Source organism: Pseudomonas sp. NPDC087612, from assembly GCF_044743505.1.
In the GTDB taxonomy this organism is placed as follows: Bacteria; Pseudomonadota; Gammaproteobacteria; order Pseudomonadales; family Pseudomonadaceae; genus Aquipseudomonas.
Genome location: NZ_JBIUWO010000001.1, coordinates 298,336 through 318,306, shown reverse-complemented (window position 1 = coordinate 318,306; position 19,971 = coordinate 298,336). Strand labels below are relative to the sequence as shown.

Below are 19,971 nucleotides of genomic sequence, written 5' to 3'. Positions count from 1 at the left end.
AGTGCGATTGTCAGACAATTAGAATAAAATGCCATCACAATGATCTCACGCCCGGCGTGGGGCATTGGGGCGGACGGATCAATGCTCAGCATCTCGCAGGGACGCTACACACGATGAACCCACTCGGTTTGAGTTTCCGCCCCATCGGCCAAGGCGACCTGCCTTTCCTTGAGCATTTGTACGCCACCACCCGCGCCGGCGAAATGCGCCACAGCGGCTGGTCGGCCGCGCAGATTGCGCAGTTTCTGCGCCAGCAATTCAATGCCCAGCACCAGTATTACCAGGCCCATTACCCGGATGGTGAGTTCCTCCTGGTCGAACGCCAGGGCCAGGCCATCGGCCGCCTGTACCTGTTCTGGGGGCAGACTGCACTCAACCTCATCGATATCGCCTTGTTGCCCGCCTGCATTGGCCACGGCACTGGCAGCGCCATTCTCGACGACTTGCTGCGCCGCGCCGACCAGCGCGGGCTGGCCTGCGAGCTGTGTGTCGAGCACTACAATCCGGCGCAACGGCTGTATGCAAGGCTCGGTTTTATCCCGGTCGGCGAGTCGGGGGTCTACCGCCGCCTGCGGCGTGAGCCGGTGCCTGGCTGCCTGATGGCGCAGGCCTCATGAGCGCCGCCGGCCAGTTCCCCATGCCCACCTTCGCCGAGCTGCAAGCGGCCGACCGCCATGCCTTTGCGCTCTGGCTGGGGCCGGAGCAGCGCGTAGCCATCGAACGCGTGCAACTGAGTGAGGGCGTGGCCATGAGCGCCCGCCACGAATGCTTCCTGGTGTTTTTCGCCTTGCCCGCCGGCCTGCTGCCGCAGCAGGGCGTGTACCGCGTTATCGGTCCGCAGCAGCAGGAATGGTTGCTGCTGATGACCCCGGTGCAGCCCGAGCCCGATGGCCGTCATGTGCTGCAGGCGGTGCTGCACCGCGAGCGGGAGCCGCAGGCCGAGTGCCGCGCCTGAGCGCCCTGAACTGATCTGTTCACACCCACAACCCAAAAACAGGTAATGCCAGATGAGTGATCCCTTCCTCGGTGAGATCAAGATGTTCGGTGGCAACTTTGCGCCCCGTGGTTATGCAATGTGCAGTGGGCAATTGATGGCGATATCGCAAAACGCCGCGCTGTTTTCGATCCTCGGCACGATCTATGGCGGCGACGGCCGGGTCACCTTCGGCTTGCCCGACCTGCGCGGCCGCTCGCCCGTCGGTTGGGGCCAGGGCCCGGGCCTGGGTGAAGTCGATCTCGGTGAAACGGGAGGTAGCCAGAACACCACGCTGACCGTGCAGCAAATGCCGATGCACAGCCATCCGCTAATGGTCTCGACGGAAGCTGCCGGCGCCGACAAAGGCACGGCAAGCCTGGTTCTGGCGCAGAGCGGCGATGCCAACCTGGGCACGGTCAACATCTATGGCAACCCCACGGCGCTGACCAACCTGGCAGCGCAAAGCTGTGGCGTTGCCGGTGGCAATCAGCCCTTCAACAACCTCAGCCCGTACCTGGGCCTGAGCATGATCATCGCCACCGAAGGCATCTTCCCTTCGCGCGGTTGATGAACCGGCGCGGTGGCGCGTGATGCGCGCCACCGCTGCCATAGCCGTTCCATAGCAGTTTTAGGGCAACAACCCGTACAGCCTGAGGTGCAACATGAAGTTCATCGACCGATTCAAACGCCAGGGCCGGCCAGTGCCCACCCCTGCCGCTCAGGCACCGCTGTTGTTTGCCCTGGAACCGCGGATCATGTTCGACGCCTCGGTTGCGGTGGTTGCCCAGGAGGCAACTGCCGAGGCCGCCAAGGACACCGGCAAAGACAGCGCAAGCGATACCGCGCAGGCCGACAAGGCCGCGCTGGCCACGGCCGATACGCGTGGCGCCAGTGCCAGCGAACGCCATGAAGTGGTGTTTGTCGATGGCCAGATCAGCAACCCGCAGGAAGCCCTCAAGGGCCTGCCGGCGGGCAGTGAAGTGGTGGTGCTCGACCCGGGCAAGGACGGCCTGCAGCAAATGGCCGACTACCTCAAGGGCCGCAGCGACCTGGATGCCATCCATGTATTTTCCCACGGTGCGTCGGGTACCGTGCAGTTGGGCAATGTCTGGCTGAGCAGCAGCAACCTTGCCGATCACGGCGAGACGCTGCAGTCCATCGGCCAGTCGCTCAAGGCCGACGGCGACCTGATGCTGTATGGCTGCCAGGTCGGCAAGGACGATGCTGGCCAGGCCTTTGTCAGCCAGCTGGCAAGCCTGACCGGTGCCGACATCGGCGCCTCCAGCGACGACACCGGTAGCGGTGCGCTGGGCGGCAACTGGACCCTGGAGCGCAGCAGCGGCCCGCTGGCAACCACGGCCCTGGCGCTCAACGATTACCAGGGGCTGCTGGCCACCTCCTGGAGTACCGGCAGCGCGCCGCTGAGCGGCACCACCATCGCCGCCGGCAGCCGGGTGGTGGTGGGCGATTTCGACAACGACGGCGACGCCGACATCCTCTACCAGACCGGGGGCAATGGTTCGCTCTGGGCATTCGCGCGCAGCAACGGCAACGGCAGCTTCACCCTGCAAAGCCTGGCGCAGTCGCCCTTTGCCGGGTTGTCGCTGCCGGACCACACCGGCTCCAACTACCACGTTGCCGACTTCGATGGCGACGGCGACCTCGATGTGCTGGCCGGGGTCAACGGCACTACCGGCACCTACCTGCGCAACGACGGCGGCAGTTTCAGCAGCCAGTCGACGGCAAGCTTCCCGGCGCCAGCGGCCGGCTCACGGATGCTCGCCGCTGACTTCGACAACGACGGCGACGCCGACCTGCTGTACCAGACCGGCGCCAACGGCACCGGCTTCGCCTATGCGCGCAGCAACGGCAACGGCACCTTTACCTTGTTGACCCTGGCGCAATCACCCTTTGCCGGGTTGACGCTGCCGGACCACAACGGCAGCAACTACTACGCCGCCGACATCGACGGCGACGGTGACATCGACGTACTGGCCGGCAGTAACGCCACCACCGGGGTCTACCTGCGCAATGACGGCGCCTCTTTCAGCAGCCAGTCAACCGCCTCGTTCCCGGCCCCGGCAGCGTTCGGCCGCATGGTGCTGGCCGACTTCGACAGCGATGGCGATGCCGACATCCTCTACCAGACTGGCGGCAACGGCACAGCCTTCGCCTATGCGCGCAGCAACGGCGACGGCACCTTCACCCTGCAGACCCTGGCCCAGTCGCCGCTGGCCGGCCTGAGCCTGGTCGATCATACCGGCACCACCTATCGCGCCGCCGACTTCGACGGCGACGGCGATATCGACCTGTATGGTGGGTTCAACGCCACCGCCGGCAACCTGTATGTACAGAACGACCGCCCACCGATCGTGGTCAGCTCGACGCCCAGCGACAACGCCAGCAACGTCGACACCAACGCCAACATCGTGCTGACCTTCAACGAAGCGGTGAGCAAGGGTAGCAGCGGCAACATCTACATCGTGCGCACCTTCGACAATGTCGTGGTCCAGACCATCGCCATTGGCAGTGCGCAGATCAGCGGCTCCGGCACCACCTGGACCATCGCCCTGCCGGTCCCCCTGGCACTGGGCACCGGCTATGCCATCCGCCTGGACGCCAAGACCTTCGTCGATGGCGATGGCGCGATCTTCAAGGGGGTGAAGAACAACACCACGCTGAACTTCACCACCAAGTCCAATGACCCGCCGGTGCTGAGCAACCTCAATGGCGACAGCAACACCTTTATCGAGGGTGGGGCGCCGGTGCTGCTCGACGCCGGCGGCAATGCGCTGCTCACCGACCTGGACTCGGCGGACTTCAACGGCGGCAACGTCACCGTGGCGATCACCGCCAACCGGGTCAGCGGCGAAGACCTGCTGGGGATCTTCAACCAGGGCAGCGGGGCCGGGCAGATCGGTGTCTCGGGCAGCAACGTGACTTATGCCGGGGTGATCATCGGCAGCTTTGCCGGCGGCAGCGCCAGCAGCAACCTGGTGATCTCGCTCAACAGCAACGCGACCGCCGCTGCGGTGCAGGCGCTGGTGCGCAACCTGACCTACAGCAACAGCAACAATGGCGATATCTCAACCGCGGCGCGTACGGTGCAGGTCAGCATCAACGATGGCGACAGCGCCAGCGACGCCAGCGCCCTGGTCAGCGTCAATGTCAGCGCGGTCAACGATGCACCGACGGTAACCGCCAGCGGCGGCACCCCGACCTTCACCGAAGGCGGCGCGCCGGCCGACCTGTTCAGCGCGGTGGTGGTGTCTACCGTCGAGGCCGGGCAGGGCATCAAGCAGCTGACCTTCACCGTCAGCAATGTCAGTGATCTGGGTAACGAGCGCCTGACCCTCGACGGCAGCAACATCGACCTGGTCAACGGCGCCTCGGGCACCACGGCCATCAACGGCTTCAGCTATTCGGTGACGCTCAGCGGCGCGACCGCGACGGTGACCCTGACCAAGGCCGCCGGCATCAGCAGCGGCCTGACCCAGACGCTGATCGATGGTGTGCAATACAGCAACCTCAGCCATGCGCCGACCATCGGCACCCGGGTCATCAGCTTGACCGGCGTGGCTGACACCGGCGGCACCGGCAATGGCGGTGCCGACAGCACTTCGCTGGCCATCAGCGCAACGGTCACGGTGCAGGCCAGCAATGATGCGCCCAGCCTCTCGGGCGGGCCGTTCGTGCTGCCGGGCACCGATGAAGACAGCAGTTCCAGCGGCCAGCTGATTGCAAGCATTCTCGCCGGGCTGAGCCATGGCGATGTCGACGGCGCCGGTTCGCTGAGCGGCGTCGCCGTGATCGGCAGCAGCGGTAATGGCTTCTGGCAGTACTCCAGCAACGGATTCAGTTGGGCCGACATCGGCGTGGTCTCCAGCAGCGCCGGCCTGCTGCTGTCGAGCACTACGCAAGTGCGTTTCGTCCCCGATAGCGCCAATGCCGGTAGCGCCAGCCTGACCTTGCGGGCCTGGGACCAGACCAGCGGCACGGCCTCCAGCAGCTCAGTACGCCACACTGGCGACACCACCATTAACGGCGGCAGCAGCAGCTTCTCGGTCGGCACCGCGCAGGCGCAGATCACAATCAGCGCGGTCAACGACGCGCCGCTGCTGACCCCGACTGCACCGGTGCTCATCGGCATCACTGATGGCCAGCTGAACAACCCCGGGCAAACCGTTGCCAGCTTCCTCAGTGGCGTAACCGATGTCGACACCGGCGCCCTTGTCGGTATCGCCATCACCGGCCTGAACAGCGGCACCGGCACCTGGCAGTACAGCACCGATGGCAGCACCTGGAGCGATATCGGCGCCGTGGCCGGCAACAGCGCCTTGCTGCTGCGCGGTAGCGACAAGCTGCGCCTGGTGCCCGACGGCGCCAGCGCCATGGTGGCAACCCTGACCTACAAGGCCTGGGACCAGACTGGCGCCTCGGCAGGGCAGCAGGGCAGCAAGGTCGACACCACGGCCAGCGGCGCCAGCACGGCGTTTTCCATCGCCAGCGACACTGCCAGCATCACCGTCACGGCGGTCAATGACGCGCCGAACCTGAGCACCAGCGCTGGCAGCGCGCACTTCGTCGAGGGCAACAACGGCCCCTCGACCCCGGTAGTCATCGACAGCGGCCTGACCCTGAGCGATTCCGACAACAGCACCCTGGCCAGCGCCAGGGTCAGCATTATCGGTAATTTCCAGGGCGGTTTCGACGTGCTGGCATTTACCAACAACCCGGCAACCATGGGCAACATCAGCGCCAGCTACGACGTTTCCACCGGCGTGCTGACCCTGACCTCCGCAGGCGCCGCTGCCACCCTCGCGCAGTGGCAGGCGGCATTGGCCTCGGTGACGTTCAGCAACCAGAGCGAATCGCCCAGCACGGCTACCCGGACCCTGAGTTTCGTGGTCAACGACGGCGCCCTGGACAGCCCGGCCGCGACGCGCGCCTTGACCGTGGCGACAGTAGACGACACGCCGGTGATCGCCACCAGCGGCGGCAGCGAAACCTACTTCGAGAACGCAGGGCCCGTAGCAATCGACAGCGGGCTGACGCTCAGCGACGTCGACAGCAACACCCTGGCCAGCGCTACCATCAGCATTACCGGCAACTTCCGCGCCGGCCAGGATGTACTGGAGTTCAGCTCCGGTTCGCCGATTACGGGCAACATCAACGCCAGTTACAACGCCGCGACCGGCGTCCTGACCCTGACGTCGGCGGGGGCCACCGCGACCCTTTGGCAGTGGCAGGTCGCCCTGCAATCGGTGGGCTATCGCAACGTTTCCGATAACCCCGACACCTCGACGCGCACCGTCTCGTTCTCGGTCAATGACGGCAACAGCGACAGCGCCGTCGCCAGCAAGGCCGTCAACATCCAGGCCGTCAACGACGCCGGGATCCTCAGCGTACCGAGCAGCCTGAACTTCAATGAAGATGCTTCTGGCACGGTGTCGGGCATTTCCATCAGCGATGCCGATGCCGGCAGCGGGCAGGTCACCCTGACCCTGAGCGTGGCGCTGGGCCAACTGCACGCCAACAGTGGCGCCGGCGTCACGGTCAACACGCTGGGCAGCGGTCTGATACTGGTCGGCTCGGTATCGGACATCAACGCCTTTATCGCCGCCAACGGGGTCTCCTACATCGGCGCCGCCAACGGCAACGGCAACGTCAACCTGACGGTGACCTACAACGATGGCGGCAACACGGGCAGCGGCGGGGCGCAGCTCACTCAGCGGGTGGTGACACTGGCCATTGGTGCGGTCAACGATGCGCCGGTCAACCAGGTACCGAGTAGCCAGAACGTCCTTCAGGACGGCTCGCTGACCTTCAACAACGGCAACGGCAACCTGATCAGCATCAGCGATGTTGACGCCGGCAGCGCCGCCTTGCAGGTGACCTTGACCGCCAGCAATGGCCTGCTGACGCTGTCGAGCCTCAGCGGCCTGGTGTTTACCGTCGGCAGCGGCACGGGCGATGCGAGCATGACCTTCACCGGCTCGCAAAGCGATATCAATGCCGCGCTCAACGGCCTGGTGTTCTCCCCGGTGGCCGGCTACCACGGTTCGGCCAGCCTGCAGATCACCACCAGCGACCTGGGCGGCAGCGGCAGCGGCGGGGCGCAGACCGACACCGACACCGTTAGCATCAACGTCGCCTCGTTGAACCCGCGGGTTACCGATGTCTCGGCGCAGAGCGCCAATGGCAGCTACAAGACCGGCGACAGCATTACCCTGACCCTGACCTTCGACCAGATGGTCAGCGTCGACACCACTGGCGGCATCCCGGCCTTGCTGCTGGAAACCGGCCTTATCGATCGCTATGCCACCTATGTGGCCGGCTCGGGCACTAACACCCTGACGTTCCAGTACACCGTGCAGGCCGGTGATACCAGCGCCGACCTCGACTACGCCGGCAGCGCCGCCCTGGCCCTCAATGGTGCAGTGATTCGCAACGCCACCTTCGACAATGCCGTTTTGACCTTGCCAACGCCGGGCTCCGCCCATTCGCTGGGGGCCAACCACAACCTGGTCATCGACGGCATCGCGCCGCAGGTTACCAGTGTCAGCGTGCCGGCCAATGGCACCTACGTCGCCGGCCAGCAGCTGGACTTCACCGTCAACCTCAGCGAGGCAGTGACGGTGACCGGTACACCGCGCCTGCAGATCACCCTGGACACTGGCGGCAGCGTGTTCGCCGATTACCTTTCCGGCTCCGGGACCGGCGCGCTGGTATTCCGCCTGACGGTCAGCAGCGGTCAGCTCGATAGCAACGGCATCACCCTTGGCAGCAACCTGGTGCTCAACGGCGGATCGGTTCGCGACCAGGCGGGCAATCTGGCAGGCGCGACACTCAACAACGTCGGCAGCACCACGGGCGTCAATGTCGATGCCGTGGCGCCGGTTATCGGCAGCGTCGCGGTACCGGCTGCGGGCAGCTACAAGGCCGGCGACGTGCTGAGCTTCACCGTCAACGCCAGCGAAGCGCTGATCGTCGATACCTCCACCGGTACGCCGCGCCTGCAACTGACCATTGGCGGGCTGAGCCGCTATGCCAGCTATGTGTCCGGCTCCGGTAGCGGCCAGTTGCTGTTCCAGTACAGTGTCGATGCCGGCGTCAACGATGCCGACGGCATTCAGCTCGGCAGCACCCTGGACCTCAACGGTGGTACGCTGCGCGACGCCGCCGGCAACGGCCTGGTGCTGGCCCTCAATGGCCTGGGCAGTACCGCCGGCGTGCTGGTCGATACCCTGGCACCCAGCGCTGGAGCGCTGCTGGCCATCGATGCCAGCCCGAGCAATGCCGGCAGCGTGCGCTACAACTTGACCTTCAGCGAAGCGGTCAGCGGTGTCGATGCCAGCGACTTCAGCCTGGTGTTCAGTGGCACGGCCAACGGCAGCATCAGCAGCGTCACCTCGCTGGACGGGCGCACCTACAGCGTACTGGTGTCCGGCCTGAGCGGCGTTGGCAGCCTGCGCCTGGACCTCAACAGCAGCGCCACCGGCATCAGCGACGCGGCCGGCAACAGCCTGAGCAATGGGCAGAGCGGCGCCAGCTACCAGATCGACCGGGTGGCACCGACGGTCAACAGCGTTACGGTGCCGGCCGACGGCAACTATGTCGCTGGCCAGCACCTGGACTTTACCGTCAACCTCAGCGAGGCGGTGATGGTCACCGGTACACCGCGCCTGCAAATCACCCTCGACACTGGCGGCACAGTGTTCGCTGATTATCTGTCCGGCTCTGGCACTGGCGCGCTGGTGTTCCGCCTGACGGTCAGCAACGGCCAGCTCGACAGCACCGGCATCAGCCTGGGCAGCGACCTGGTGCTCAATGGCGGTGCACTGCGCGACAGCGTTGGCAATGACGCGCTGATCAGCCTCAACAACGTCGCCAGCACCAGTGGCGTAGTGGTCGACGCTGTGCTGCCGACGGTGGCCAGCGTGTCGGTACCGGCAGCAGGCAGCTACAACGCTGGCGACGTGCTGAGCTTCACGGTCAATGCCAGTGAAGCGCTGATCGTCGATACCTCCACCGGTACGCCGCGCCTGCAGCTGACTATTGGCGGGCTGACCCGCTATGCCAGCTATGTGTCCGGCTCTGGTAGCGGCCAGTTGGTGTTCCAGTACAGCGTGCAAGCCGGTAACAACGATGCCGATGGCATCCAGGTCGGCAGCACCCTGGATCTGAACGGTGGCACAGTGCTCGATGCGGCAGGCAACCCCCTTAACCTGGGCCTGAACGGGCTCGCCAGTACCACAGGGGTGCGTATCGATACCGCAGCGCCACAAGTGGCGGATATCGTTCGCGTCGATGTCAGCCCGAGCAACAGCGGTTCGCTGCGCTACACCGTGAGCTTCGACGAGAGCGTCAGCGGCGTCGACCTGGCCGACTTCAGCCTGGCCTTCAGTGGCAGCGCCAGCGGGCGGATCAGCAGCGTGACGCAGCTTGACGGGCGCACCTACAGCGTCCTGGTCGACAACCTCAGCGGTGTCGGCACCCTGCGCCTGGACCTGAATCCGACCGGCACCGGCATCACCGATGCGGCCGGCAATGCCCTTGCAGGGGGCCTGCAAGGCAGCAGCTACAGTATCGACCGCGTGGCGCCAAGCGTGACTGCGGTGGCGGTGCCGGCGGCGGGCAGTTATGTCGCCGGGCAGGGGCTGGAGTTCAGCGTGCAGCTGGACGAAGCGGTGCTGGTCGATACCGCCGCTGGCGCGCCGCGCCTGGCGGTCACCCTGGACAATGGCCGGGTGGTGTATGCCGATTACGTTTCCGGCTCCGGCAGCAACACCCTGGTGTTCCGCCTGACCATCAGCCCGGGCCTGCAGGCCAGCAATGGCCTGAGCGTGGCGCCGAGCCTGGACCTTAATGGCAGCACCGTGCGTGATGCACGCGGCAACGATGCCGGCACCGGCCTGACCAACGTCGCCAGCACCGCCGGCATCCTCGTCGATGCCCGGGCACCGCGGCCTGCCGAGATCGTCGTGCAAACTCCGGCAACGCCTGGCGAGCGGACGCTGAGCTACACCTTGAGCTTTGACGAGGCGGTCAGCGGCGTCGATGCCGCTGACTTCAGCGTGCTGTCCAGCGGCAGCGCCACGGGGGTGGTGCAGTCGGTGCAGCAACTGGATGCGCGTACCTACCGGGTAACCCTGGGCAGTATCAGCGGCCAGGGCGGCCTGGGGCTGAGCCTCAACGCGCTGAACAGCGGCATCCGCGACGGCGCCGGCAATGCCCTGGCGGTGTCGATGAGCAGCCCGCTGTATCAGTTGCCGAACCAGGATGTCGGCGATCTCGAATTCCGGGTCAATCCGCCCGTCAGCAACCCGGCGGTGAGCGTACCGCTGCTGCAGCCACAAGTCCCGCAGTTGCCGTCGGTTGCCAGCACGTCGCCGATGCTGCCCGCGCCGCTGTTCGAGGAGCGCACGCTGGGCAGTGGCATCGACACCCTGGGCAGCATTTTCATTCACAACGGTCTCAGCGCGCCGAGCTTCATCGCCCAGGTATTTGCCAGCAGCGATGGCAGCGGCGACGGATCGGGGCAGGGCTTTCTCGGTTTTGGCGGCGGTGATGGGGGCGTGTTCGGCACCAGTACCTTTGCCGCCCTGTTTGCCCGCGAGGCGGCGCCGGAGGGCGAGTCGATGCGGGTTTTCGACGGCAAGCAGTGGCGCACCACCGACCCTGCCCAAGGCTTGCGCGCAGTGTTTGGCGCCGCCTCGCTGGAGCAGCAGTTGCAGGACATCAAGGACGCCGAACAGCGTCCCGTACGCGAATTGGCCATGGCTCTGGCACAGCCGACACAGATCGGCAACCGGACCTGAAACGCCAGCACTTATTCAGAGATGATCGAGCCGTACCAGGGGGCGGCCCAAGGATGAAAAAAAGTCAGAAACTGTTCAGCGCCAGCTTGCTGGCGCTGGCAATCAGCGGATGTGCGGTTACCAGCGAACCGATCGAGCGCAGCATCAGCGAGGAGCGCGCGCGCACCGACCTGGTCAGTATGTTCAAGGACCAGGAGCCGCTCAACGGCCCGCTGACCCTGCACCAGGCCATGGCCCGGGCGGTCAAGTACAACCTCGAATCACGCCTTAAGGTCATGGAAGAAGCCCTGGCCAAGCGCCAGGTCGACCTGGCGCGCTTCGACATGCTGCCACGCATGGCCATGGAAGCCGGCTACGCCGGGCGCAACAATGTCAGCGCTTCGAGCAGCCAGAGCGTGCAGACCGGTACCCAGTCCCTGGAGCCGTCGACCTCCCAGGACCGCGACCGTGAAGTGGCGGACCTGACCATGGTCTGGAACGTACTGGACTTCGGTGTCAGCTACGTCAGTGCCAAGCAGCAGGCCGACCAGCGCCTGATCCTCCAGGAACGGCGCCGCAAGGTCATCCACACCATCACCCAGGACGTGCGCTCGGCCTATTGGCGGGCGGTCGCGGCGCAGCGCCTGCTGACCCAGATCGACAGCCTGATGGGCCGCGTGGCCCAGGCCCGGGACAACAGCCAGCACATGAGCAGCCAGCGCATTGGCGACCCGGTGCAGTCGCTCAGCTACCAGCGTGCGTTGATCGAGGCGACCCGCCAGCTCGAAGAGCAGCGCCGCGCGCTGTCGCTGGCCAAGACGGAACTGGCGGCGCTGATCAACCTGCCGCTGAACACCGACTTCAGCCTGGCGCCGGAAGAGGGCTACACGGTGCCGCAGTTCAAGGGCGACTTCACGCGCTTGGAGCAACAGGCCCTGGCCAGCCGTCCGGAACTGCGCGAGCAGGACTACCAGGCGCGGATCAGTGCCGCCGAAACCCGCAAGGCCATGCTGCGCCTGCTGCCGGGGCTGGAGTTCTCGGCCGGCGGGCACTACGACAGCAACTCCTTCCTGGTCAACCAGAGCTGGGCGGATTACGGCGTCAAGGTGACCTGGAACCTGTTCAACGTGCTTTCGGCCCCGGCGGCCATCAAGGTCGCCAAGGCCGGCGAAGACGTCGCGGCGGCGCGCCGCCAGGCGATGTCGATGGCGGTGCTGGCGCAGTTGTACGTGGCCAACGCCAACTACAACGAGGCCGCGCGGCAGTTTCGCACCAGCGAAGAGCTGGCGGCACTCGACGGGCAGATCGCCGAGCAACTGCGCAACCGCTACCAGACCCAGAACATTGGTGAGCTGGAGCTGATCCAGGGCGAGCTGAACAACCTGCAGACACAGTTGAAGCGCGACCTGTCGTATGCCGAATTGCGTAATGCCTATGCGCAGTTGTACGTCAGCTCCGGTACCGACCTGTTGCCGGACACCCTGCCGGACGGCAAATTGGCGACCATTGCCTCGGCGCTACAAAACAGCGAGGCGCGCTGGGCACAGTGAGGCGATGCCTGGGTTCAGGGGCAGGGCCCGATCGCCTGGCCTTGCCAAAGCGCCCAGGCGGTCTCCCAACCCTGCTCGTGGGTTGCAGCCGGGATGATCACCCGTTGATTGCACCGGCTGGAGGCCTGCGTGCCGCGAAAACTGGCGCTGATCTCGGCGCTGATCACCTGGTCGCGGCCGCCCAGCAGATGGCGCTGGGGCAATGCTACAAGGCGTTGGCGATAGACCATCGGGTCGAGCGAACCGTTCAGGGGCGACAAGCCTTTAAGCTGTACCCATAAGCCTGGATCAAGATTGCCGGCAAGGGTCTGGATCTGCGCGACATCGTCCCGTTGCGCGGCCAGCAGCACGGCCAATGCCGCACCACCTGAATAGCCCACCAACTCGAACTGGCGATTGCCAACGCGCTGCTTGAGCCGGTCCAGGGCCTGGCTGAGGCTGGTCACCACCTCCTGGGAAAAACGCCGATCGGTCCACAGCGCCGCCGTGCAGCCTGCAGCCGAGACAAACTGGCAGGGCCGGGCAAGGTAGGCGTTGGGGGCTGGATCATTGATCGCCAGGCGCGCCACCAGCAGGTTGCGCGGGCTGGGGTCGAGGCTCGGCTGGCTAGCCGTGGCCCAGGCATGGCCGTCGCCCTCCAGGTACACCCGCAGGCGCTCGGTGGGGCGTTGCTCAGACGGCGGCAAGAGGACCAGCGGGAATGCCTGGCCCGGCACGATTTGTACGTGGCGACCGTGCTGTTCAGCCAGCTCCTGCAGCGCTTGAAAGGGGGATTGGCAGGCACCAAGAAGGGCGCTGACCAGCAGCGCCCCCAAGGTTCGACCGACGCCGGCCCACGGGCGTGGGCCGGCAAGGTGTTGACTCATCAGAAGTCGTAACGGACTTTCGCCGAGAACACGTCGGCATCGAAGCCCGACTTGCCGATGTAGTCGTAGTTGACGCCCAGGGTTACCGCGCCCAGCTTGTAGTCGGCGCCCACGCCGGCTTCATAGCTGTCACGCGCCGCCTTGGCACCGCTGGTCACGAACGGCGTGCTGCCGAGCAGGAAGGTCGAGGTGCTTTTTGCTTCGTCAGCGGCGAAGTCGTGATACGCCATCAGCTTGGCTTGCGGCTCCAGGGTACCGGCGCCCAGGGCGACGCTGCCGGCCACGCGCAGCCCGGCACCGAGCTCGATGGCTTCATAGCGCTGGTCTTCGACTTTGAGCGCTGCCGAAGAGCCTTTTTCACGGTAGCCGTCGATGTTGACCAGGCTGTAGCGGGCCGCCAGGCGCGGTTCGACCAGCACTTGCGGGTTGATGTGATAGGTGTAGCCACCGACCAGGTTCAGGCCCAGCAGGTCGCTGTCATAGTCGGCCTTGGCTTGGGTGCCGGCAATGCTGCGCTTGCTCTGGTTGTCGTTGAAGCCGTAGGTCAGGCTGGCATCGACGAAGTAGTTGCCGTGCTCGAAACCGCCGTAGAGGGTGAAAGCATGGCTGTCGACTTCGGTCTGGTTGCCGCTTTTGCCGTTGACGTCGGTGTTGATGAAGCTGTACGCCAGGCCCAGGGTCAGGTTGTCGTTGAGCTTGCCATCGGCACCGACGGCGATACCGCGGCTGTAGGCGTTGTAGCCGGCCACGCCGTCACGCAGGTCCTGGCTGGCATCGCTGTACAGCGACTGCACCCAGACACCGGCTTCCTTGAAGCCTTCACCCGAGGAGGCGCCGCGCAGCGAGCTGGTGCGGCTGCCGGTGACGTTGCTGACCAGGTTCTGGCTGGTGGTGGCCGCCTGGGTCGCGCCGCCGTTGGTTTCCGGGGTCAGCTCGGAGGCGAGCTTGGCGACCTGGGCTTCGTCGGCGTTGAGCAGGGCCTGCTTGAACGGGTCGTTGTTGGCCAGCTTGCTGATCATGCCGTCGGCGGTCAGGCTGCCCAGGGCTTTCTGGCTGTTGGCCGAGCCGCCCTGGTTGGTGATGATCTGTTCGACTTCTTCCTTGCCCTTGCCGGTGACCACGGCCACCACCTGGTTGTTGTCGACGGTGAAGCTGTCGACCTTGAGCAGCGCCGAGCTGCTGACCAGGTTGAGTTTGCCATTGGGGTCGACTGTTTCGCCGTCGGCGCCCAGCAGTTCGATCTGGCCGGCTTGGAGCAGGGTGTAGCGGCTGCCATTGGCGTTGAAGTCTTCGCCCTTGGCCGCCAGTTGCAACTGGGCGCCCTGGCCGAACTGAGTGGTACCGCTGACCTTGAGCACGGCGCGGTTGGCGTCGGTGGCGCTGCTCAGGTTCAGGCCCAGGGCCGAGTTGCCGGCGACGTACAGGTTACCGTCGATGCTGGTGTGCGGGGCTTCGAAGGTCAGGGTGGTTTTCAGGTCTTCGCTGAGGCCGCCGACATCGATCCAGCCGCCATCTTTCATGCGGATGTTGGCGCCGTCAGCGCGGCTGTCGGTACCGGTGAAGGAGGTGTCGCCTTCGATCTCGATGTTGCTCAGGTCGATCAGGTTGCCGACGATGACGCTGCCTTTGCGCAGGATCAGCTCGACCGGGCGGTTGCTTTGCGAGGCGTCGATGGCTTCGTCGGCAGAGATGATCGAACCGCTGTTGAAGATGTTGAAGTCGCCTTCGGCTTTGTACCAGGGCTGGGCACCCGGGCTGTCGAAGTCGCTGAAGCCGATGGCGATGGCGGCGTCTTCGGCGCGGATGGTGCCGGTGTTGACCAGGTGGTTGTTCATGCCGGTGAAGCTGGCGCCGTCGATGCGGATGCCCTCGGCGTCGTCGCCATTGGCAATGATGGTGCCGTGGTTCTCGATGCCGGCCAGGTCGACCATGTCGGTGTACATGCCCGAGCCGCTGGTGGTGGCGTCGATGCCGGTGGCGCCGGCGCCGGTGACTTCGATCAGGCCGCGGTTGATGACCTTGCCGACGATCTCGCCGCCTTCCAGGTTGATGCCTTTGGCATCTTCGCCCTTGGCGATGATCTTGCCGCTGGCGGCGTTGAGCAGGTCGCCCTTGATCACCGACGAGCCGGAGAAATCCACGGCGCGGGCAACATCACGGCCGCCGTCGTCGCTCAATGGCGCACCTTCGGCGTACAGCAAACCTTCGTTGATGACGCTACCGCCGATCTTGGCCGGGTCGATCATCAGCGCGTTGGCGCCACCGCCGATGGCAGAAATACTGCCCTTGTTGATCACGTCGCCGCCAACGCTGTTGGCCACCCACGGCTGCGTACCTTCCCACACGTCCATATCGACGCCGCCGGCGAAGTCGCCGGTGCTGTTGATGGTTGCGTTGAGAATCAGGTCTTTCTCGATGCTCGAGCCATTGAGCTCGATGGCATCTTCGTCGCTGCCGCCGCTGTAGGCGCCGTTGATCTCGAGGTTGCCGCTGTAGCGCTGGTGCTCGCTTTTGAAGCCGGCGTTGGTCAGTTGCACGGTTTCAGCGAGGGCGGGCAGGGCGGTGGCGGTTACGGCCAGGGCGAGCAGGGTTTTGCGGAACATCACGGGGGTCACGGTTCATTCCTTTAGCGGCGTTTTAAGTGCTTCGCTTCCGTGCGGGGCTGGACCTTGCGCTGACAAAAAGACAGGGCCACGCAGAAGAGCGCGGCGATGGTAAATTAGTTGACGTCAAAATGATATCACTTGCCTGTACAAGTGCTATTTGACCCGGAACGGTTGCGCCGCCATGAACGCCACCGGCAGCAGCGGCACGGCGAGGATCATCAACACGCCATCCGCAGTGACAGTGACCGGTGTCAGCAGCACCTGGGTGACCTTGCTCTTTTCCCTGTAGGCCGAAACCTGAAGGGTGTAGGTGCTGTTCAGCGTGTTGCCCTCCAGGGCGCTGATGTCCTTTCTCGCCTCGAATCGGCTGCCTTGAATTTTGTAGCGACGCACCAGGGCGTCCTGTTGCGTTGAGGCCATAAAGCCCAGCGCTTTTGCCTCGTTGATCTCATGTGCCTGGAGTTGCGCAAGCCCGGGAATCCTGAGCTCGAACTCGCCGTCCAGGGTTTCATACATGCTGACGTGAACCGGCAGAAACTCGGCCTGCATCCTGGCATGCAACCCTGAGCGAATCGCCTGCAACAGCGCGGGTTCGACGAGGATGAAGTAATGGTACTTTTTGCCCAGCACCACAAAGCTCTTCTGGTCTGCCGTCACATAGAGCTGGCCAACCTGCTCGGTATAGACTTCATCGCTGGCTCGCGGCTCGTACAACTTGCTGGTCAGGCAGCCACTGATGCTGGCGATGGCCAGTGCAGACACTGCGGCCCTGAGCAATCGTGACCTGGGTGGGGGCTTGTGCATGTTTTATCCATTCCATGGAGGGACGTTGGTGGATCATAACCTGCAAGTGGTGCGATAGCGTCTAACAAACTGCGCAAGGCAGGCCCGCCACAACAGCGGGCCTGCTGCATGGGTCAGAGCTTGGGCAGTTGCCCGACACGCCCCATCATTTCCGTCACCACCTGCAGGTCCAGAAGGAACTGCTCCACCGTCTTGAACTCGTTGTCGTTATGCCCGGTGTACTTGACGTCGGGCATGGCCAGGCCGAACTGCACGCCGTTGGGCAGTTCATGCACCGAGGTGGCGCCTGCGGAGGTGCCGAATTCGTGCTTCATGCCCAGGTTCTCGCTGGCAACCGCCAGCAGCGCCTTGACCCACTCGCCCTCGGGGTTGCGGTACATCGGCTCGGCGATCGAGTAGTCGAAGGTCGGGCTGATGTGGCTCTGCTTGCTCCATGCATCCAGCTTGCCGGCGATTTCGCTCTTCAGGGATTGCGGGCTTTTGCCCTTTGGCACCCGCAGGTTGACCGCCAGTTTCAAGGCTTTGTCATCGAGGCCAACGTAGGTCAGCGAGGTGGTCAGCGGGCCCATGAAACTGTCGGAGAAACCCACGCCCAGTTTGCCGCCCAGGTAGTCCAGGCCCCAGTTGTCGGCGGCGTAGCGAGCGGCGTCGGTGATGTGGTTGTGTTTGAGCGCAACCTTGCCATCAAGGCCGTTGATGAAGCCGAGCATCCGCGCCACCGGGTTGACCCCGGACTCAGGTTCAGAGGAGTGCGCCGAGACGCCAGTGACGGTCAGCTTTACATCCTTGCCGTCGACCTTGGCGCTGACCTCGAAATTGCCGCCATTGGCCTTGACGTACTCAGCGCCGGCTTTTTGCAGGCTGGCTGCCAGTTCGGCGGAGTTGTCGGTCACCAGGGTCGCCACCGAAGTCGAAGGGATCTGGTTGGTGGCCAGGCCACCGCTCAGGGTGGTGATTTCAGCGCCGTTGCCTTCGCCTGCGCGTCGGGCAAAGCTGGCCATGACCGTGCCGTAGCCTTTCTCGGCGATCACCACCGGGTAGCCACCGTCCAGCGCCAGGTTGTAGTTGGGCGTGGGGTTGCGTTCGAAGTAGTAGGGGATGGCGTCGCCGGTGGTCTCTTCGGTGGTGTCGACCAGCAGCTTGAAGTTGCGCGCCAGTGGCAGCTTTTCTTCCTTGATGATCTTCATCGCGTACATCGCCACGACGATGCCGTTTTTGTCGTCTTCGGTGCCGCGGCCGTACATGCGATCGCCAATCAGGGTGACCTTGAACGGGTCAAGGCGGGTGCCGTCCTTGAGTACCCAGTTCTCTGGCGTCACCGGTACTACGTCGGCGTGGGCGTGGATGCCGACCACTTCATCGCCTTTGCCTTCAAGGGAAATCTCATAGACACGGTTGTCGATGTTACGAAAGTTCAGGTTGAAAGCCTTGGCCAGACCTTTGATCTTCTCGGCGATCTTGATGAACTCGGGGTTGTCGTGCTGCTCGACGCCGTCGACCCGGAAGGTCGGGATGGCCACCAGCTCACGCAGGGTCTGGGTGGCCGCATCGCCGTACTTGACCCGCGCATAGATGCCCAGCAGGCGATGGATTTCGTTCTGTTGTTCAGCCGTCAGTTGCTGGTTGGCGAGGAAGGCGGCGATGCTCTGGTCGAGTTTGTCGGCCTTGCCGAGTTCGCTTTTCGCCAGGCTGGCGAGGAACTGGCGGAAGTCCTTGACCGAAGTGTCGCTGAAGCTCTTGAGAATGGCCGCGCTTTGCTGTGGGGTGATGTTGGCATAGGCAGGCGTGGTGATTGACGCCAGGCCAGCCAGCATCAAGGTGGCCGCAGCCAGTTTTTTCAGGGCGAAATTCATTGCGGGGGGCATTCCTTTGCAGGCAAATAATGAGAAAGGATGGGTGCAACAAAACATTTCCAAGCTACCACCATGAGGGCCTGGTACGGGAGTGCCTGAAGTGGGATGTGTCGCACAGAAACGTAAAAGCGACGCAGAAACGAAAAAGCGTCGGGAGGGGATGGCGTGGAGTTTTCAGTCAGCCGTGCACGGCTCGGCTTCGAAGCAGGCCTCCAGTGCCTCGATGTCATCCGGGCGGGGCAGGCTGATCCGGTGCGTCAACGACAGGGTCATGGCATCGGTATCGATGTGCAGGGTGTCGGTGAACAGGGGCAGCGCCAGGACTTCGCCACTGCGCAGGTGCATCAGCACGAAGGGCCGGTGCGCGGGCAGTTCGACGCAGAGTTGGCCGTTGTGGCCCAGGGCTGGAGCCGTGAGGTTGAACAGTTCGATGCGCAGCCTGGCGGGAAGAAAGTCGATTTGCTGGTCGATAGGGGCAGCGTTCCAGTAGGCAAAGTCGAAGTCGGCGGGTAGCCCGGGCCAGGGCTTTGCCTGCCAGGTCTTGTCATAGGTACCGGCCAGGGCCAGGCGTGGTGCCCAGTCCCGGCCCACCACCCCGAAGCCTGCCGGGCAGTAACCGTAGGTGGCCGACAGCTGGGCCATGTCGGCCGCACTGATGTCGCCGTCCGGGTGGTGAGTGATGTGCAGGTGGGTCACTGGCCGCTCGAGTGTTTCGATTTGCGGGGCTGCCAGGCGTTGCAGTGGCGTTTGCAGGGACCAGGCGTGTTTTTCGTGACGCTTTTCGATCCAGCCCCGGCCCAGGGGGTTGCTGTAGCAGACCTGATGGAGCAGGTAGGGCTCGGCGCTGGTGCCCGGGTAGCCGGGGTTGGCCAACACGCTGCTGCCGCCAAAGGCATACTCCCAACGCAGCGGCACGCAGGTGGCCGGCTCCGCGGCAGACAGGCGCCAGCCGCTGAACAGACCGTGTTCAAAGTAGCGCGGGCCGCTGAAACGCAGCTGTTTGTCGAGCAGTATGTCGCACGCGGTTTCGCCCTGAGGCGCACTCAAGCGGATGCCGGCGGTCCAGGACGTTGCCGGTTCGCCGCCGGGGGCGTGGGCATGGCCGTTGACGATCACATCGCAGCGCGGTTTGAACGGCGCCAGGTCGCTTTCTTCATAGACACTGCTGCGGCCTTGTTCACCGAAGTAGCGATCGGCGGCGCAGAGCAGGGCCGGTTCCTCAGCCATCACTTCGGCACTGCAGTGCCCCGGCTGGCCGGCAATCGGCAGCAGGCGATAACCAACCTTGATGACCACCACGGGATGTTCGTTGCCCCGCGGGTCGAGCGCGCTGAAACACACCGCGGCAAAGGGCGTCTGGTTGTGAAATTCCATCGTGGGTCCTTGAATTGATGTCGACATCCTTGCCGTTGATTGGGGTAGCGCTCTGAGCCTGAGCCTGAGGCTGCAGGGGACGCGTCAGGGGAATCTAGGTGGGTGGGGCTTGGTGCCTCAAGAGACGAGATAGAAATCAGAA

Annotated in this window: 10 protein-coding genes; 5 read left to right on the top strand and 5 right to left on the bottom strand. The window is 64.5% G+C overall.

What is annotated here, in order from left to right:
- The first annotated feature begins 113 nt into the window (after positions 1-113).
- The 5 genes from ACIOVF_RS01265 to ACIOVF_RS01245 all read left to right on the top strand — a co-directional run bounded on the left by ACIOVF_RS01265 (position 114) and on the right by ACIOVF_RS01245 (position 12,326).
- Positions 114-617 carry a GNAT family N-acetyltransferase gene (locus tag ACIOVF_RS01265; RefSeq protein ID WP_045194005.1) on the top strand — a complete coding sequence of 168 codons (504 nt, stop codon included), beginning with the start codon at positions 114-116 and terminating at the stop codon, positions 615-617.
- Positions 614-955, top strand: coding sequence for a DUF6916 family protein (locus ACIOVF_RS01260; RefSeq protein ID WP_401286794.1), 342 nt, complete (start codon positions 614-616; stop codon positions 953-955). Before ACIOVF_RS01265 ends, ACIOVF_RS01260 begins: the two co-directional genes overlap by 4 nt.
- A gap of 52 nt (positions 956-1,007) precedes the next feature.
- The gene (locus tag ACIOVF_RS01255; RefSeq protein WP_045194004.1) at positions 1,008-1,544 is read left to right on the top strand and encodes a phage tail protein; all 537 of its coding nucleotides are present in this window, start codon (positions 1,008-1,010) and stop codon (positions 1,542-1,544) included.
- A gap of 94 nt (positions 1,545-1,638) precedes the next feature.
- Positions 1,639-10,797, top strand: a complete 9,159-nt coding sequence (locus tag ACIOVF_RS01250) for a DUF4347 domain-containing protein (RefSeq protein ID WP_401286790.1) — start codon at positions 1,639-1,641, stop codon at positions 10,795-10,797.
- Between the two features lie 53 nt (positions 10,798-10,850).
- Positions 10,851-12,326: a TolC family protein gene (locus ACIOVF_RS01245; protein ID WP_045194002.1), complete on the top strand. Its 1,476-nt coding sequence runs from the start codon at positions 10,851-10,853 to the stop codon at positions 12,324-12,326.
- Between the two features lie 14 nt (positions 12,327-12,340).
- On the opposite strand, the gene ACIOVF_RS01240 is transcribed toward ACIOVF_RS01245, so the two are convergent.
- The 5 genes from ACIOVF_RS01240 to ACIOVF_RS01220 form a co-directional block, all read right to left on the bottom strand.
- Positions 12,341-13,192 carry an alpha/beta hydrolase gene (locus ACIOVF_RS01240; RefSeq protein ID WP_258715189.1) on the bottom strand — a complete coding sequence of 284 codons (852 nt, stop codon included), beginning with the start codon at positions 13,190-13,192 and terminating at the stop codon, positions 12,341-12,343.
- Positions 13,192-15,795 (bottom strand): autotransporter outer membrane beta-barrel domain-containing protein, encoded by a 2,604-nt coding sequence (locus ACIOVF_RS01235; protein WP_401287564.1) that lies wholly within the window; start codon positions 15,793-15,795, stop codon positions 13,192-13,194. Before ACIOVF_RS01235 ends, ACIOVF_RS01240 begins: the two co-directional genes overlap by 1 nt.
- A gap of 156 nt (positions 15,796-15,951) precedes the next feature.
- Positions 15,952-16,602, bottom strand: a complete 651-nt coding sequence (locus ACIOVF_RS01230) for a hypothetical protein (RefSeq protein WP_401286787.1) — start codon at positions 16,600-16,602, stop codon at positions 15,952-15,954.
- A gap of 113 nt (positions 16,603-16,715) precedes the next feature.
- A complete protein-coding gene (locus ACIOVF_RS01225; RefSeq protein WP_401286784.1) occupies positions 16,716-18,455 on the bottom strand; it encodes a dipeptidase in 1,740 nt (579 codons plus the stop codon).
- A 174-nt stretch (positions 18,456-18,629) separates the two neighbouring features.
- Positions 18,630-19,829 (bottom strand): DUF2169 domain-containing protein, encoded by a 1,200-nt coding sequence (locus ACIOVF_RS01220; protein WP_401286781.1) that lies wholly within the window; start codon positions 19,827-19,829, stop codon positions 18,630-18,632.
- Positions 19,830-19,971 lie beyond the last annotated feature (142 nt).

Coding starts and splice junctions, on each gene's coding strand:
- ACIOVF_RS01230 (WP_401286787.1), bottom strand. CDS start 16,602: ATGCACAAGCCCCCACCCAGGTCACGATTGCTCAGGGCCGCAGTGTCT.
- ACIOVF_RS01260 (WP_401286794.1), top strand. CDS start 614: ATGAGCGCCGCCGGCCAGTTCCCCATGCCCACCTTCGCCGAGCTGCAA.
- ACIOVF_RS01255 (WP_045194004.1), top strand. CDS start 1,008: ATGAGTGATCCCTTCCTCGGTGAGATCAAGATGTTCGGTGGCAACTTT.
- ACIOVF_RS01265 (WP_045194005.1), top strand. CDS start 114: ATGAACCCACTCGGTTTGAGTTTCCGCCCCATCGGCCAAGGCGACCTG.
- ACIOVF_RS01220 (WP_401286781.1), bottom strand. CDS start 19,829: ATGGAATTTCACAACCAGACGCCCTTTGCCGCGGTGTGTTTCAGCGCG.
- ACIOVF_RS01240 (WP_258715189.1), bottom strand. CDS start 13,192: ATGAGTCAACACCTTGCCGGCCCACGCCCGTGGGCCGGCGTCGGTCGA.
- ACIOVF_RS01235 (WP_401287564.1), bottom strand. CDS start 15,795: ATGTTCCGCAAAACCCTGCTCGCCCTGGCCGTAACCGCCACCGCCCTG.
- ACIOVF_RS01245 (WP_045194002.1), top strand. CDS start 10,851: ATGAAAAAAAGTCAGAAACTGTTCAGCGCCAGCTTGCTGGCGCTGGCA.
- ACIOVF_RS01250 (WP_401286790.1), top strand. CDS start 1,639: ATGAAGTTCATCGACCGATTCAAACGCCAGGGCCGGCCAGTGCCCACC.
- ACIOVF_RS01225 (WP_401286784.1), bottom strand. CDS start 18,455: ATGAATTTCGCCCTGAAAAAACTGGCTGCGGCCACCTTGATGCTGGCT.